Origin of the sequence: Clostridium oryzae (assembly GCF_002029235.1) — a bacterium.
Lineage (GTDB): Bacteria > Bacillota > Clostridia > Clostridiales > Clostridiaceae > Clostridium_AE > Clostridium_AE oryzae.
On the sequence record NZ_MZGV01000086.1, the window covers coordinates 1 to 17,113 of the forward strand.

A 17,113-nucleotide genomic window follows, 5' to 3' on the forward strand; every position below is an offset into this window, starting at 1 on the left:
TATCTATATATTTCATAAAGTTATCAATAAATAAATTTTCTTTATCACTGGATTTAATAAAGCGATTAAGTTTGCGCATGTATTTTTCGTTAGACCAGTGCTTATTCTTAATATAGTATTTTTTACCGAGTTTCATAAACTTATGAGGATATACAATCATTGCAACCATTATTTGAAATTCTGAATAAGAAATTGGTTTTACAGATGCATAAGACTCAATAATAACTTTAGCCTTATTAAAATCCCAACTGTATTCGCTTTTACACATAAGCCTTCTAATAAAATGCATTAGATCTACTATTTGTATATCAATTACAATTGAATCTAAATCTATAATATAATAATCACTAACAGTTTTAATTATGTTTTGATAGTAAAAACTGTTATGGCATATGGTATGGTTACATATAGCTTTTGCAAGAAGTTCATCATAATTTGAGCTATTTAAAAGGTTTATTGCCTTAATAATTCTATTATAGTATATATCTATCCAATTTAAATACATATTATCAAATTCGCTTTGAATCCTTTTTTTTATGATAGTTTTTTTGTAAAACTTTAGATCGTTAGCAGCCTTAAATAAAATTTTTGGCCAGTCTACGAATTTAGTACCTATCTTCATACCGCGAATACTGATATTATTAACTGCATTATGAAAATTAGCTAAAAGTTTTGAGCAAGAAACAGCCTCGTTGATATTAGAAAGATTACACTCGCTTCCATCTATCCATTCTGTAAGATAGAAAATATGATTATGCATAGGAACATAATATTTATCGTTAATTGTTTTATAATACTTTGCCGTATAGTGAAAATTTTCGCTATTTAAATGTTGCACTAAGATATATCCATTTTTAACCTTTGATCTTCCATGTCTCATTTTTTTTAAGCAAAAAGTGCCCGTAGGAGTGGTTATTTTATATATGCTCCTAACTTTTGAAGCAGAAAATGAAAATATATCATACCGCTTAAGAACAGCTCTTAATATTTGGATTTCTTTAGACTTAAGTTTGCTGTTTTCATTAACTTGTTCCAACTTATGTCTCCTTTTATTAGAACTTTATATAAATATATTAATGGGCATTTGCTTGTAGAACATTTATTAGCTATGAACTGGACTAATGAATAATTAGTCTTATTTAGTTCGCGATATAAAAAAGTAATACTGCATGAAAATCAATACAGTATTACTGTTGTATCTTTTGTATAACTTTACTCTACAGCTTTTATACTTAATGCTATTTTCTTAGCTTCCTTATTTACATCAAGTATTTTTGCTTTTACGTTCTGACCTATTGTCAATTCATCTGAAGGCTTTTCTATTCTCTTATGGCTTATTTCTGATATATGAACTAAACCATCAACTCCAGGCTCTAATTCAACGAATGCACCAAAATCAGCGAAACGTACGACTTTACCAAGTACGATATTATCTGCAGGATATTTCACTTCTACATCTTCCCAAGGCTCTTTAGTTAGAGCTTTAAGGCTTAATGAAAGTTTTTTATTTTCTTTATCAATATCTATAATTTTTACAGATATCTTATCTCCAATAGTCAAAATATCAGAAGGTTTATTTACTCTACCCCAAGATATTTCTGAAACATGAAGAAGTCCATCTACGCCTTCTATATCAACAAATGCACCGAAGGATGTCAATCTTTTAACTTCACCTTCAACAACTTGATCCTTCTCAAGTTTGTTCCAAGTTGCTTCTTGAAGCTTTTCCTTCTCTGCTTTTAATAACTCTCTCTTTGAACCAACAATTCTGGTTTTCTTTCTATTTTCTTCGAATTCAATTAAAGTTATATCGAGTTTTTTTCCAACGAATGCATTTAAATCATCTACATGATTTAAATCTAAATGAGAAGCTGGTATAAATATTCTTATGCCATTATAATTTGCTATAACTCCTCCATTTACAGCTTCTTTAATTAATACATCGATTGTTTTCTTTTCATTGAATACTTCTCTTAAGAATTTTAAATTTTCAGTTCTTTCCATTTCTACTCTTGAAAGAACAACATAACCGTCTTCATTCCTTATGCTTATAACTTTAGCTTCTATAGTATCACCTATAGAAAATAGATCGCTAAGACCTTTGTTTTCATCAAAAGTAGCCTCACTTAATGGTAACAAGGCATCTGCTTTATATCCTATATTAAGATATGCTTCCTTTTCATTAATAGAAATGATTTCACCTTTAACTATCGCTCCAACATGAATTTGTTTATCAAATTGCTCCATGTATTCAAGCTGTTCATTAAAATCATTTTTTACATTTTCACTCATTTTATTTAAAGCCTCCTTTATAATCCAATCAGGTGTTGATGCACCTGCTGTTATCCCTATTTTCCTAAGTTTTTCATCTGATAATAACCAGGAAGGTATTTCATCTGCATTTTCAATAAAGACTGTATTTTTACAATTGCTGCTACAAATTTCATACAATTTATTTGTGTTAGAACTTTCTCTGCTGCCGATGACCAACATAGCATCTACCTTTTTAGCGAGTTGTTCTGAACTTTTCTGGCGTTGGGAAGTTGCATTACAAATTGTATTGAAAGCTACGATTTCTTTACAGTTTCTTGTAACTATATCGAGAACTTTGTTCCAATTTTCCTGCTTCTCAGTAGTTTGAGAAACGATACATACTTTATTAGGTAATTTATCAGGCAAATCTTCCCCATCTTTTGAAATTATAGCATTATTATTACACCAACCGTTTACTCCTATTACTTCAGGATGATTTTTGTCACCAACTAATATTATAGCATATCCTAGCTGGGAATAGTAATTAACTTTTTTATGAATACTGGCAACATATGGGCAAGTTGCATCAATAATATTTACATTTTTATCCTGAAGCATATGTATTATATGCTGAGAAACTCCATGTGATCTTATTATAACGGTATCATTTTCTTTTAATTTATGAATATCATCAAGGTCAATCTTGCTTATACCTGATTCTTTTAAATATTCAACTACATTACTATTATGGATTAGCGGCCCTAAAGTATATATATTTGAAGAAAATTTATCTGCTGAATTTATTGCTGTATCTACAGCTCTTTTTACTCCAAAGCAAAATCCCGCATAATCTGCAAGTATTATTTGCCTTTCCATAAAATACCTCCATCTATTATTTATTTATATGGTTTAATATGATATCAACTATTTCATCTATGCGTAGACTGGTAGTATCTATTTCTATAGCATCTTCTGCTTTTACAAGTGGATCGACTTCTCTAGTAGTATCCAAATAATCTCTATGGATTATATCTTTTAATACTTGATCGTAGTCAACTTCAATATTTTTACTTTTTAATTCGATATATCTTCTTTTTGCTCTTTCTTCTGCAGAGGCAGTGAGAAAAAATTTAAAAGGAGCATCTTTTAATACAACAGTACCGATATCTCTGCCATCCATTATAACGTCATATTTTTTAGAAAGTTCCTGCTGTAGTTTTACCATTCTTTTTCTTATTTCAGCTAAACAGGCATAAGCCGATACATTTTTACTTATCTCTGGAGTAGTAAGTTCTGGAGTTAGCAGCATACCATCAACTATTATGTCATAGTTGTCGAAGTACATTTCCATCGCATCGACTGCAGCACATAATTTTTCAAGCTGTTCAGGTTTTATATTTTCCTTTAATGCTTTATATGTAACTGCTCTATACATAAGTCCTGTATTTAAGTACATTATATTTAGTTTTCGTGCTACTCTTTTAGCAATTGTACTTTTTCCAGCTCCTGCTGGTCCATCTATAGCTATAGCTAAATTCATTTAATATCAACCTTTCTTAAATTAATTACTTTCACAAATGCTTCTACCTGCAAGAAAACCAGTTGATAACGCTATTTGAACATTATATCCTCCAGTAAAAGCATCAATATCAATTACTTCACCTGCGAAATAGACATTACTGCAAATTTTAGATTTCATTGTAGAGGGATCAATTTCTAATGTATTTATTCCTCCAGCAGTCACTATAGCCTCATCTATCGGTCTTAATCCTTTAATAGATAACGTTAGGCTTTTAATTATATCAACAAGCCTTTTTCTTTCTTCTCTGGTGATAGAATTAATTTTTTTAGTATCAGGAATATCTGATAGCATTATCACTATAGGGATTATTTTTTGAGGTAGAAGCAGATTAAGGGAATTTTTCAAATCCTTATTCTTAAATTCTAGAAAATCTCTCTGAATTCTCTTATCTAATTCTTCGTTAGTCAAAGATGGTTTTAAATCAATAGAAAGCTTCAATTTTGAACCCGCTACTACAACTCTGCTAGCTGTTAATATAAGAGGACCAGAGACACCAAAATGCGTAAAAAGCATCTCTCCAAAATCACTGAAGATACTTTTGGAATCTTTTAACACATCAACTTTGACATTTTTAAGAGAGAGTCCTTGAAGCTGAGAAATCCATTTTTCTTCTATTTCTATTGGAACTAATGAAGGTTTCAATGGAGTAACAGTGTGTCCTAAGGATTTGGCAAATAAAAATCCAGCACCGGTGGAACCTGTGAGAGGATAAGATTTTCCTCCAGTAGATATTACAAAACAGTCTCCTTGGACAGTGTCACCATTTTCTAATATAGCTGCTGTTACAACATTTTCCTTCTTAATTAATTTCTCAACTTTAGACTTTAACCTGATGTCGACTCCATTTGAATGTAATGCTTTGATTAATCCATTTATGATATCAGAAGATTTATCTGATTCGGGGAATACTCTATCCCCTCTCTCAACCTTTAGTTTTATACCTTGCCTTGTAAAAAAATCCATTGTATCTGTGTTTGTAAACCCATATAAAGAACTGTATAGGAAATGTGGGTTGCCAGGTATATAATCGAAAAATTCGCTTATATCTTTTGCGTTTGTTACATTGCATCTTCCTTTACCTGTTATATAAAGTTTCTTACCTAGCTTTTCATTTCCCTCTAGTAAAATTACCTTACATTTTTTTGATGCTTCGATGGCAGCCATCATTCCAGCTGGACCGCCCCCGATTACAATAACTTTTTTCAAGCTAACACCTCTTGTAATGAATTATTAAAAAAGACCCTTTCAGGTCTTAGAATACAAAATAGTATGCACTATTTTTCCTCTTTGTTTTTATAAGAGTACACATTATATTCTTCCCAAATATTTTCTAAATCAGAAAAAGTAGAAGAAATTTTCTCTTTTTCTCTAAGACCTACCGCTATTATAAGTGCATTTATAACACTAAGCGGTGCCACAAGTGAATCTACGAAAGAGGCCATATTACTTTGGGCTATTAATGTGTAATCAGCCTTTGAAGCTAAAGGTGAAAGTAGACTATCTGTTATTGCAACTACAGTTGATTTCCTGCTTTGCGCAAAAGATAACACCTCTATTGTCTTATTAGCATAGCGAGGGAAACCTATTCCAATAACCATGTCACTTTCTTCTATATTTATCAGCTGTTCAAAAATATCACTTACGCCATAAGAAACTACCTTTACGTTGTCCAAAATAAGATTTAAATAAAATCCCAAAAATTCAGCTAATGCTGTTGAACTTCTAAGGCCTATTATATATATCCTCTTGGATTCAAATATACACCTAACTACATCCTCAAAAGTTTTATAATTGATTTTTTCTAACGTGGCTCTAAGATTTTCCATATCAGATTTAAGAACACCTTTTAAAGCATTGACATCGCTGTTATAATCATTTGAAAGCTCAATTCTCTGAACTGTAGTAAGCTTATTTTTAATAAGTTCCTGAAGCGCTTTCTGCAAAGTTGGGTATCCTGTGTAGCCTAATTCATTTGCAAATCTAACTACTGTTGATTCACTAACCCCTACACTGTTTCCAAGTTTGGCGGCCGTCATGAAAGCTGCTTTATCATAATGCTTCAAAATATATTCAGCTATTAATTTTTGACCTTTGCTAAGTCGTTGGAATTTAACTTGTATAAGCCGCATTAAATCTTGTTTATCATTATCCATAAATCTTGTTCACTCCTATGTTAGACTTCTGCAAGTACAAGTTAATTCTAGCATTAGTTGAAGGGAGATGCAATAATTCTTTCATAATAGATGAATTTTTGCATAATTAATAATTTTATAAAAAATAAACTTAAAGATAATGATTATAAAAGTTAAATATGCTCGTTTATCGCTTAAGAATCTAATAGACTGTAAAGCTAATAGTTAAATGCCTATATTAATCATTAATCAAATCCTTCAATTCCTTATCAGTTAAATATCTCCACTTACCTTGCGGCAAACTTCCAAGTGAGAGATTTGAAATCGAAATGCGTTTAAGCGAAATTACAGGGTTTCCGATAGCCTCACACATTTTTCGTATCTGTCTATTTTTACCTTCATGTATTGTTATTTTTACGTCTGTTGATTCTGTATTTTCTTTTATGATAGATATCTCAGATTTAGCAGTGATATAGCCGCCTATATCAACGCCGTTTTCAAATCTACTTATTTTGTTACCAGTAAGTTTACCACGCAGCTTTGCCAAATATACTTTATTAACTTCTTTTCGCGGATGTATTATTTTATTATAAATATCACCATCATTTGTTAACAGTATGAGACCAGAAGTATCATAGTCAAGTCGGCCTATAGGATAAATACGCTCATTAATATCGATTAAGTCTATGATTGTAGGGCGGCCCCTTTCGTCTTTTACCGTTGAAACATAACCACAAGGCTTATTTAACATTATATATATCTTGTCTTTAACTGGACTAATTCTTTTATTTGAAACTAATACTTCATCTTCACTTTCATTAATCTTTGTACCTAATTCTGTAACGACAATACCATTAACTTTAACTTTTCCGTTAAGTATTAGTTCTTCACATTTTCTTCTTGAGGCTACACCACATCTAGCCATATATTTTTGCAATCTTTCCATCGTAATCAATCACCACTTTATAGCATATGGTTAATTATAGTATAAAACAATATAAAAAAAAAGAAGAATTAGGAATTGTAATTAGGCTTTATGTGAAAATTATCGTAGAATTCCTAATTCATAAGTTAATTATTTTGATATTTTTAAGCATTAATAAATATTATTCCTACAAGACCTGGACCACTGTGAACTCCAGCTACGGGACTTATATTTCCGCCGTATTGTATTGATTTAACGTTGTAGAAGTCTTTCATTTTATCTACCATCCAGTGACATTCTTCTTCAGCATAACCACTCATTACGTATATTTTTTTGGGTGATTCTGCAAGCAGTTCTTTTGAAATCTCCAGCATCTTATTTAAAGATTGCTTTCTTCCCCTAGCCTTTGCATATTGGTAGTAAACTCCATCATTATTTATTGAAATTATAGGTTTAATATTTAATAACTCTCCTACTGTACCCGCAACTTTTCCAATTCTTCCGCCCTTTATTAAATATTCTAAAGTGCCTATTATGAAGAAAACTTTATATGTAGATCTTATCTGTTCAAGTACTGCTATTATCTCATCAAAACTTTTTTGCTCATCTATAAGTCTGCAGCAGGTTTCTACCAGATATCCTTCGCCCATAGAAATGGATTTAGAATCAAAGACGCAGGTTTTTAAAGAGGGAAAGTTTTCACTTGTCATTTCAATAGCATTAGCTATGCCTGACAAACCAGATGATAATGTTATAGCAATAACATGAGTATAACCTTCCGCAACTATATCTTCAAATGCTTTTGTCATTTCTTCTAATGAAGGAATAGATGATTTAGGAACAGTATTTTTAAAGTTGCCATATACTTCCTCTGGTGATATTTCAAACCTGTCTCGGTATTCTTTATCAGGATATATTATTTTAAAAGGTAAAAGCTTTATATTATACTTTTTGATTAATTCATTATTTATATCGCTAGTCGAATCAGTTATTATAGCGATTTTCTCCATACTATATCACCTCGTATTAAATCATACATTATAAATAAATTATATAGTTATTATATCATTTTAGATACCATTATCAATAGTGATAATAAATTTATAGAATAAAAAGAACTAAAATATAAATAATAAGTTTGGAGGTGTTTTCTTAATGAAAAAAACTATGTTATTAACATTAGCATTGGTATGTGGCATTACTACTGAGGCATTTGCACAAGATACAATTCATACTGTACAAAGTGGCGATACGCTTTGGAAGATTGCACAAAAGTATCAGTCTGGTATAAGTGAAATCGTAGCAGCTAATCCTAGTATTAGCAATCCAGCTATAATATATGTTGGTCAAAGAATAAAAGTACCAACTATGACTGACGTTAAGAGTCAGGAAAGTGAAGTTTTGAGACTTGTAAACGCAGAGCGTGCTAGAGCTGGAGTTAAGCCACTAACGATGAATTGGCAGTTGGAGAGAGTGGCTAGATATAAATGTCAGGATATGATTAATAAAAATTATTTTTCTCACACATCCCCTACTTATGGGTCTCCGTTTACTATGATGCAAAATTTTGGAATACAGTTCAGTGCAGCAGGGGAAAATATAGCCAAAGGTCAAAGAAGTCCGGCAGAAGTAATGAATTCATGGATGAACTCTCCAGGGCATAGGAGCAATATTTTAAGCGGTACCTATACTCAGATAGGAGTTGGCCTTGCAAAGGATTCATCAGGAACTTCCTATTGGACACAGATGTTTATAAGATGATCTATGTAAAAAGTTAATAGGGAAAAGAAAAAAGAATTTATTCGATATCTGAATTACTTCAAATAAATTTACTCTATTAAAAAAATTATCAGATGCAGTACATCTGATAATTTTTTGAGAATATATGAGTGTGTATTAAATTAACTTAACCTAAACTATTTTTGCTTTTGCTTAAAATAGTTTAGTGCCATTATGTAACCGTAAAGTCCAAACCCGCCTATAATACCTACGCATGCACCAGCAGTTACGGATTTACGTCTAAATTCATCTCTTGAATGTATATTTGAAATATGAACTTCAACCGTAGGAATGCTTACTGATTTTATTGCATCGTAAATAGCGTAGCTATAATGTGTGTAAGCACCTGGATTAATAATTATGCCGTCGTACTTTTCATGATATGCCTGCTGAATAAAATTTATGATCTCTCCTTCAATGTTACTTTGAAGTATAGTGGCTGATATATTGCTTTCCTCAGCTTCAGTTTTAATCAAATTACATAGATATTCATAATCCTCTACACCATATATAGTCTTTTCTCTTATGCCAAGAAAATTTATATTAGGACCATTTAACACCATTATTTTCACTATAAATCACACCCTTTGTAAAGATTTATTATCCTGCTTAGTACTTCTTCGATGGAACTGTCATTGATTATTTCTATATCTGCATAGCCTTTATATAAGTCAATTCTTTCGTTATATAACTTTATAATGCTTTCCTTTTTATCTTTTAGAAGAGGTCTGTTATCTACGTCTATATCTTCTAAGATTTTACTAAGAGGCCTATTTATAAAAAATATTACACCGTTTTTCTTTAGATTAACTATGTTGTTATACCTTTTTATAACTCCGCCTCCAGTAGAAATTATTACACCGCTTAAGAGGCTTGCATCGAATACCACCTTTTCCTCTATATTTCTAAAATAATTTTCTCCTAGCTTGAATAATTCACTTATAGATTTTTTTTGTGTATATTCTATAATTGCATCTGTGTCTAAGCATGGAATACATAATTTTTCTTTTAGCTCGTTTGCAATAGTCGTTTTTCCACAGCCGGGCATCCCAATAAGTACCAAATTATTACAAGAGGCTTGTGCCAATTATATCACCTTTTCATCTATTATTTTGTATATATCATCTACAGTAGCTAAATCAAAATTTATACCATTCCAGATGCTTTCTGCCGCTACAGCCTGCCCTACAAGCATATAGAGACCATTGGAATGCTTTATTCCGAGTTTGGAGGCATATTGCAGAAATAAAGTTTGCTTTGGGTTATAGATAAGGTCAAATGCAAAAGAAAATCCATTTACAAAGTCCTTTGATACTGCACAATCATCAGCTTTAGGAAACATACCACAGGGTGTACAATTAATTAATACATATTTATCTTTTATAAGCGGCAGCTGATCATAAGTAACCATTGAAAATTGTGAAAATTTATTATTAGACTTTGCCTTTTCGATATTTCTTACTACAAAGGTTATACTGCTGCAGCCAGCATCTATTAAGTATTGAACAACAGCTGCAGCTGCGCCGCCATTACCTAAAATCACTGCAGGCTTACCTTTTAAATCTATATTGTGTTTTTCAAATGTAAGCTTGATTCCATAATAATCCGTGTTATAGCCGTAAAGTTTATTGTCTTTAAAATTTACTGTATTCACTGCGCCTATTGCAGCAGCTTCTTCACTTATATGATCAAGTAACGGCATTATATCAAATTTATATGGAATTGTTACATTAAAACCTTTTATACCTTTTATTTTAAACTCATTAATTTCATCGTATAACTTTTCAGGCGCTAATTCATAAAGTTTATATTCACCTGAGATATTAAATAGTTTAAATATCTCTTCATGTATGCTTGGAGAAATACTGTGTCCTAGCTTTTTACCAATAAGTCCATAACAATTCATAATCATTAGACCTTTCAATTATAAATTTTTTTGCAATTTTTTACTTTCATCCATTATAGTTATAAATATCTGTTTTATATAGTCAGAATAATATGGATCCTTGATTTTTTTTAATATTTTTTCTATAACTTGTTGTTCTCTTTCCTCATTTAAAATTGGAAGCTCGTTTTCTAACTTATATTCTCCTACGCCTTTGCATGCTGCAAAGCGTTTTTCTAACAGTGATAAAATTTCTGTATCCAATTTATCAATTTCATCTCTTAATTCATCAAGTTTGTTCACGTTAAATCACCGCCCAAGTTTTTAATGTCTTTATAGAAATCAGGATAAGATTTATTTATAGCTTCACAGTTAGTTATTGTGAGTTTATTTTTACATTTCAGTGAAGCGATAGCCATTGACATTGCTATTCTATGATCGTTCCAGGAATCAACTAAACCGCCGTCTAAAGTTTCCTTGCCATGAATGATAAGGGAATCTTCTTTTTCTTCTACATCCGCACCTATTTTATTAAGCTCTGATGATATTGCCTTAAGTCTGTCACATTCTTTTATTCTTAACCTTGAAGCATTATATATTGTAGTTGTACCTTGGCTTACAGCCGCGCACACTGCTAATATTGGAACAATATCTGGAATCTGTGAAGCATCTATTTCAATTCCATTTAGAAATGAAGTTTGAGCATGCAGCATATTGTTTTCTTTAGTAATATTACCTCCCATGGTAATAAGTAAATCAACTATTGCCTTATCGCCCTGAAGCGAGTCAGAACTTAAATTATCACAGTATATGTCGCCATTTATGACTCCAGCAGCAAGAAAGAAAGCTGCTTGTGAAAAATCGCCTTCTACAGTAATGTCTTTTGGAATATAATGTTGATTGCCAGATATTTTAAATCTCTCGTAATTTAGATTATCTATTTTAATACCGAAATTTTTTAAAGAATCTAATGTCAAATCTATATATGGTTTTGACTCTAAAATTCCTTGTATCAAAATTTCCGAATCAGAATCCAAAAGAGGCAGAGCAAATAGAAGACCGCTTATAAACTGAGAACTAACATTGCCAGGAATTTCGAATACATCAGGCTTTAATGTCCCTTCTATATATAGTGGAAGATAATTATCTGTATGGCTGTATTTTATTTGCTGTCTGTCAAATATTCTAAAGTACGGATCTAAAGGCCGTTCTCCTAGTTTACCTTTACCATCAAACTCAACAGGTTCATTCTGAAGCAGTGCCACAGGTATCAGAAATCTAAGAGTGGAACCACTTTCTTCACAAAAAAGTCTATTTGATATCAGCTTTAATTTACCTGTTCCGGATACTACTAATGCAGAAGCTGATTTTTTAAATTGCGCACCTAAATTTTTCAGTATTGAGATAGTTGCATCGATATCTTTTGAAAAAGATAAGTTTGAGATAGTACTTTCTCCATCAGCTAATGCAGCGCATATGATAGACCTGTGGCTCAGGCTTTTTGAAGAAGGAATAGCAACTGTACCTGAAAGCTTTCTACTGCTTAAAAATGATATTTGACCCAAGATTAACCCTCCTTTGATTTTAAAGATTTTCTTATTATAGAAGTATCTATAGCTTTAATAAAAGATTTCCCTATTTCACTTATAAATATGAAATTTAGACCATTATCTAAAACCTTCTTGTCTCCGCTCATTGTATCAACTAATACATCTATATCCATATCTTTTAATTCAAACGGAAGGCTATATTTATTTATAAGTTCTTTTACATGAACATTAGTACCTTTTTCTGTTAAGCCTAAATGCTCACCTATCAGAGCTATATTATACATTCCTATAGCTACAGCCTCACCATGAGAAAATTTCTTATAATCGTAGTACTTTTCAACCGCATGGCCAATCGTATGTCCGAAATTGAGCAGCATACGTTCCCCTTTATCTTTTTCGTCCTTTTCTACTATCTGTTTCTTGATATTACAGCAAGTAGATAAAACATATTCAAGGTTATTAGATAGCTGCATCCTATTCCAGCTTAAAAGCCTATTGAATAATTCTCTATCACGAATCAATGCATACTTAATTACCTCTGCCATACCATCACTAAAGAATCTCTCTTCTAATGTACTTAGCACTTCTGGATCCATTACAACAAGTTTTGGATGATAGAAGTTTCCTACAAGGTTTTTTCCCCTTTTCAGGTCTACTGCTACTTTACCTCCGATGCTGCTGTCTACTTGAGCTGTTATCGAGGTAGGTATTTGTACATAGCTTATGCCTCTTAAGAATGTAGCGGCGGCAAAACCTGTAAGGTCTCCTATCACACCTCCGCCAAGAGCTATAAGCAGACTATCTCTATTAAGAGAATAATCGATAAACTTATTGTACAAATATTCGAGGCTGGACATGCTTTTAGTACTCTCTCCTGCGGGTAAGACTACAATATTTGCATTATATCCTTCTTTAGCAAGTCCATCCATCAGGGATGGAGCATATAGCTTATTTACATTTTCATCTGTAATAACTACTACGTTTTTGCAAGGAACAACTTTTCTTATAACTGAAGCTGCATTTTTTATAAGACCTCGTTCGATATATATTTCATACTCTTTACCTGGAATGTTTATTGGAATTTTTATCATTTTAAAACTCCTTCCTTTTTGACGCTGCTTTGTCAAGTTCACTATTTAAACTTACTAAATCTTGGTTAGATATATATTCTTTCATCGTATTTAAGTTATCAATAAATTTGTCTAACATAGTCAATGAGTTTCGCCTATTTTCTATAAGAAGTTTTCCCCAGAGTTTGCTGTTAATATTAGCAACTCTGGTGGCATCTCTAAAACTTCCGCCTGATATTTTATTTAACTGAAAGTCCATATTGCAGCAATTAATAAGTGAAACTGCTATTATATGAGGTAAATGACTAGTATATGCTATGATTTGATCGTGTTCATCAGCAGATACTTTTATAACATTTTTACAACCGATTAAATATACAATGGTTTCTAGCAATGATAATGATTCTGCAGTGCAGTTATTTGATGAAATTAGGAAATAACTTGAATTAACAAACATATTTTCATCGGCATTTTTAAAACCGGAAACTTCTTTGCCAGCCATTGGATGTCCTCCGATGAAATTGATATCTTTTCTAATATTTTTTTCAACTTGCTCAAATATATATTGTTTTAGGCCGCAAGCATCTGTAATTATTGCATTCTGCTTAAAACAATTCATTTTTGAAATAATAAATTCTGCTGTGTCTTTAGGGTATAATGCAATCAACACGATATCACTTGCGGCTAAAACTTCATCATTATCTTTAAAACCATCATCAATAGTATTGTTGGCTTTTGCATTATTAAGAACAGATGCATCTTTATCAAAAGCCCATAATTTATCAGGATTCAGCTTCTTTAATGCTTTGGCCATGGAACCACCGATGAGCCCAAGTCCAACCACGGTTATTTTAAAGCCACTTAAATCCTCCATGTTAATCCACCTTCAATGTCTTATTCTGTATTTTAGCTAAATCACTTAATGAATGCATCATTGCAGTAAATTTTTCTGGTTTTATAGATTGTTCGCCGTCACTTAAGGCATTTGCAGGATCGTTATGAACTTCTACTGCTATTCCATCCGCTCCAACGGCTACAGCTGCTTTAGAAAGAGGTTCTACCATCCACCATCTGCCGCTTGCATGACTAGGATCTACAATGATTGGTAAGTGGCTTAGTTTCTTAACAGCTAAAACTGCGCTTATATCTAAAGTGTTTCTAGTGTATGTCTCATAGGTTCTTATACCTCTTTCACATAATATAACTTTTTCATTGCCACTGGCCATGATGTACTCTGCGGCCATTAGGAACTCTTCTATTGTCGCAGAAAGTCCTCTCTTAAGAAGTACAGGCATATCAGTTTTGCCAACAGCCTTAAGCAGTTCAAAATTTTGCATATTTCTTGCACCTATTTGTATCATATCAACATATTTTGATGTTACTTCTATTTGATCTATAGACATTACCTCTGTTACTACAGGAAGACCTGTTAAATCTTTAGCCTTTTTTAGAAGCTTAAGTCCTTCTTCTTTTAGTCCTTGAAAACTATATGGAGAGGTCCTGGGTTTGAAGGCTCCACCTCTTAGTATTGTAGCTCCGCTTTTCTTAACAGCTGATGCTATAGTTAGTAATTGTGTTTCATTTTCTACAGCACATGGTCCTGCAATTACAGTAAGATTGTTTCCTCCTATTGATGTAGTGCCTAAATTAATAACTGTGTCAGATGGATGAAAAGCTCTGCTTGCCCTTTTGTATGGGCTTTGCACTCTCATTACTTTATCTACACTTTCCTCTACTTCGAAAATGCCAGTATCAATACTGCTCGTATCTCCTACAACCCCAAGTATTATGCAGCTTTCTCCCTCACTTGTGTGTACTTTACACCCCAATTTCTCAATCTTAACTTTAATATGGTTGATATCTTCTGAACTAGCTTGTTTTTTCATTATTATTACCATAAATTAGCCCTCCTATATTTAAATTAAATTTCGATATACTTTGCTATAATTTCCGGCATTGCAGTTTTTAAATAATGTTTAATGCATGTATGCTGTTATTAAAGCATTATATATATTTGTATAAAATAAAAGAAGGCTCTATGAGCCTTCTTTATCTAACTGAATTTATTTGACTCATGATTTATTGGAAGCAAATTTTGTGTAGCAGAAATAACCAAAGTTGTAATAATAGCTTTGGCCATAATAATATATATAATTTTTTGCTGAAGAATTTGCAAAATTAATCATGACATAAAATCTCCTTTTATATATCCTATGTATAATTATAACAAACAATTAAAAAAAATAAAACAGGAAAAACCCTGTTTTATTTTTAATTTATAGAGTTTTATTAAATTTCCTTAATAAAGCTTAATAATAATCCATAAATCTATAATAAATTAATAATTATGACAATATAAATTTAAGTATAAACAGTATTGCAAATATATACATTATAGGGTGAACCTTCTTTGCTTTTCCAGCAACAATCTTAACAAGTACATAGAATATAAAGCCTGCTGCTATACCATTAGAAATGCTATATGTGAATGGCATAAGAGCAAAAGTTAAGAATGCTGGAGCTGCTTCTTCAAAGTTCTCAAGATCTACCCTAGCTATGGAGCTAACCATAAGAACACCAACTATAATAAGTGCAGGTGCAGTTGCAGAAGATGGTACAAGACTAACTATTGGACTGAAGAAAAGAGCTAGTAAAAAACATATTGCTGTTACAACCGAAGTAAGTCCTGTTCTTCCGCCCTCACTGATTCCGGCAGTACTTTCAACATATGTGGTAACATTACTTGTTCCTAAAAGAGCTCCTATAGAAGTTGCTGTTGCGTCTGCAAAAAGAGCTCTATCAAGCTTTCTTGGAAAAAGACCATTGTTAGTAGGTTTATCATTTTTTTCATCAAAGATTCCAGTCTTTGCACTTGTACCTATGAAAGTACCTATTGTATCAAATGTATCTACTAAGCTGAAGGAAATTATTATTACGATTACTGAAACTAAGCCTATCTTGCTGCTGAATAATCCTGGAAAATCAAGTTTTAATAGTGTTGGTGAAAGACTAGGAGGTGCAGATACAAGCGTCCAGTGTTCTGGTATAGCTATACCAAACTTAATTCCGAAACCTAGCTGGCCAATAAGTCCAACTAAAGTAGTTAGAATAATTCCAAGAAATATTGAACCTCTAACTTTTCTTACCATCAAAACTATTGTAATAATAAGACCAATTACTGTAAGTAAAGGAGCTGGTTCAATTATTTTACCTAAGTCTACCATAGGACTTCCTTGAACAACTAGCTTACCATCAATAAGTCCAACAAATGCTATAAACAAGCCAATACCTGCTCCAATTGCATTTTTTAATGTATCTGGTATAGCATTTATTATCATTATTCTTATCTTTGTTAATGTAATTATGATGTTTATAATACCGCAAATAAATACACAAGCCAAAGCCTGCTGCCAAGTTAAACCAACTTTCAATACAACATAGTATGTAAAAAACGCATTCATTCCCATACCAGCTGCTTGAGCAAAAGGAGCGTTAGCGAAAAGTCCCATAACCAATGTACCTATTACTGCAGAAAGTATAGTTGCTACGAATACAGCACCAGTATCCATTTTAGTTGTACCTAAGATGTTTGGATTAACAAATATTATATAGGCCATGGCTACAAAGGTTGTTAATCCGGCAATGACTTCAGTTTTTACTGTTGTGCCGTTTTCTTTTAATTTGAAAAAATTATTCATGATTTTCCTCCTTGATATATTTGAATATTTGAAATAAAATATAAAAACATATAAATCCCGTTGATATGGACTTATATATTTTAACCAAACTTAGTAAATAATATTATAAATAAGTGAAACACGAATAAAAAGCATAAATTTATCTCGAATAATCACATCACTATAGTATCAAACGTAAAAAAGATTGTCAAATGTTTTGTAAGGTATATCAAAAAAAAAATCAAATTATTATTTATAGG

The 17,113-nt window shown here is 31.8% G+C and carries 17 protein-coding genes; 1 reads left to right on the forward strand and 16 read right to left on the reverse strand.

Annotated elements, in window-relative coordinates:
- The 7 genes from CLORY_RS20545 to CLORY_RS20575 form a co-directional block, all read right to left on the reverse strand.
- On the reverse strand, positions 1-1,036 hold a 1,036-nt coding region (locus CLORY_RS20545), incomplete at its 3' end, for a CotS family spore coat protein (protein ID WP_242954470.1).
- A gap of 176 nt (positions 1,037-1,212) precedes the next feature.
- On the reverse strand, positions 1,213-3,129 hold the full coding sequence (locus CLORY_RS20550) for a bifunctional 4-hydroxy-3-methylbut-2-enyl diphosphate reductase/30S ribosomal protein S1 (RefSeq protein ID WP_079428061.1): 1,917 nt from the start codon (positions 3,127-3,129) through the stop codon (positions 1,213-1,215).
- A gap of 16 nt (positions 3,130-3,145) precedes the next feature.
- Entirely contained in the window at positions 3,146-3,793 is a 648-nt protein-coding gene (cmk, locus tag CLORY_RS20555) for a (d)CMP kinase (protein WP_079428062.1), read from the reverse strand.
- A gap of 21 nt (positions 3,794-3,814) precedes the next feature.
- On the reverse strand, positions 3,815-5,041 hold the full coding sequence (locus CLORY_RS20560) for a BaiN/RdsA family NAD(P)/FAD-dependent oxidoreductase (protein WP_079428063.1): 1,227 nt from the start codon (positions 5,039-5,041) through the stop codon (positions 3,815-3,817).
- Positions 5,042-5,109: 68 nt separating this feature from the next.
- The gene (locus CLORY_RS20565; protein ID WP_079428065.1) at positions 5,110-5,988 is read right to left on the reverse strand and encodes a MurR/RpiR family transcriptional regulator; all 879 of its coding nucleotides are present in this window, start codon (positions 5,986-5,988) and stop codon (positions 5,110-5,112) included.
- 217 nt (positions 5,989-6,205) lie between these two features.
- The gene (locus CLORY_RS20570) at positions 6,206-6,913 is read right to left on the reverse strand and encodes a pseudouridine synthase (RefSeq protein ID WP_079428067.1); all 708 of its coding nucleotides are present in this window, start codon (positions 6,911-6,913) and stop codon (positions 6,206-6,208) included.
- Between the two features lie 143 nt (positions 6,914-7,056).
- Complete coding sequence (locus CLORY_RS20575; RefSeq protein WP_079428069.1) at positions 7,057-7,902, reverse strand: DegV family protein; 846 nt, start codon at positions 7,900-7,902, stop codon at positions 7,057-7,059.
- A gap of 145 nt (positions 7,903-8,047) precedes the next feature.
- Here CLORY_RS20575 and CLORY_RS20580 point away from each other — a divergent pair, with 145 nt between their 5' ends.
- Complete coding sequence (locus CLORY_RS20580) at positions 8,048-8,653, forward strand: CAP domain-containing protein (RefSeq protein ID WP_079428071.1); 606 nt, start codon at positions 8,048-8,050, stop codon at positions 8,651-8,653.
- Positions 8,654-8,808: 155 nt separating this feature from the next.
- On the opposite strand, the gene aroQ is transcribed toward CLORY_RS20580, so the two are convergent.
- The 9 genes from aroQ to CLORY_RS20625 all read right to left on the reverse strand — a co-directional run bounded on the left by aroQ (position 8,809) and on the right by CLORY_RS20625 (position 16,874).
- Complete coding sequence (aroQ, locus tag CLORY_RS20585; protein WP_079428072.1) at positions 8,809-9,243, reverse strand: type II 3-dehydroquinate dehydratase; 435 nt, start codon at positions 9,241-9,243, stop codon at positions 8,809-8,811.
- Complete coding sequence (locus CLORY_RS20590; RefSeq protein WP_242954471.1) at positions 9,243-9,758, reverse strand: shikimate kinase; 516 nt, start codon at positions 9,756-9,758, stop codon at positions 9,243-9,245. The genes aroQ and CLORY_RS20590 overlap by 1 nt, the downstream gene beginning before the upstream one ends.
- Positions 9,759-10,577: a shikimate dehydrogenase gene (aroE, locus tag CLORY_RS20595; protein WP_079428088.1), complete on the reverse strand. Its 819-nt coding sequence runs from the start codon at positions 10,575-10,577 to the stop codon at positions 9,759-9,761.
- Positions 10,578-10,595: 18 nt separating this feature from the next.
- Positions 10,596-10,859, reverse strand: a complete 264-nt coding sequence (locus tag CLORY_RS20600) for a chorismate mutase (RefSeq protein ID WP_079428074.1) — start codon at positions 10,857-10,859, stop codon at positions 10,596-10,598.
- The gene (aroA, locus tag CLORY_RS20605; RefSeq protein ID WP_079428090.1) at positions 10,856-12,112 is read right to left on the reverse strand and encodes a 3-phosphoshikimate 1-carboxyvinyltransferase; all 1,257 of its coding nucleotides are present in this window, start codon (positions 12,110-12,112) and stop codon (positions 10,856-10,858) included. Before aroA ends, CLORY_RS20600 begins: the two co-directional genes overlap by 4 nt.
- Before the next feature lie 11 nt (positions 12,113-12,123).
- Positions 12,124-13,197 (reverse strand): 3-dehydroquinate synthase, encoded by a 1,074-nt coding sequence (aroB, locus tag CLORY_RS20610; protein WP_079428076.1) that lies wholly within the window; start codon positions 13,195-13,197, stop codon positions 12,124-12,126.
- Between the two features lies 1 nt (position 13,198).
- Positions 13,199-14,050, reverse strand: coding sequence for a prephenate dehydrogenase (locus CLORY_RS20615; protein WP_079428078.1), 852 nt, complete (start codon positions 14,048-14,050; stop codon positions 13,199-13,201).
- 1 nt (position 14,051) lies between these two features.
- The gene (gene aroF / locus CLORY_RS20620) at positions 14,052-15,074 is read right to left on the reverse strand and encodes a 3-deoxy-7-phosphoheptulonate synthase (protein WP_079428080.1); all 1,023 of its coding nucleotides are present in this window, start codon (positions 15,072-15,074) and stop codon (positions 14,052-14,054) included.
- A 447-nt stretch (positions 15,075-15,521) separates the two neighbouring features.
- Entirely contained in the window at positions 15,522-16,874 is a 1,353-nt protein-coding gene (locus CLORY_RS20625) for an NCS2 family permease (protein ID WP_079428082.1), read from the reverse strand.
- Positions 16,875-17,113: the final 239 nt, after the last annotated feature.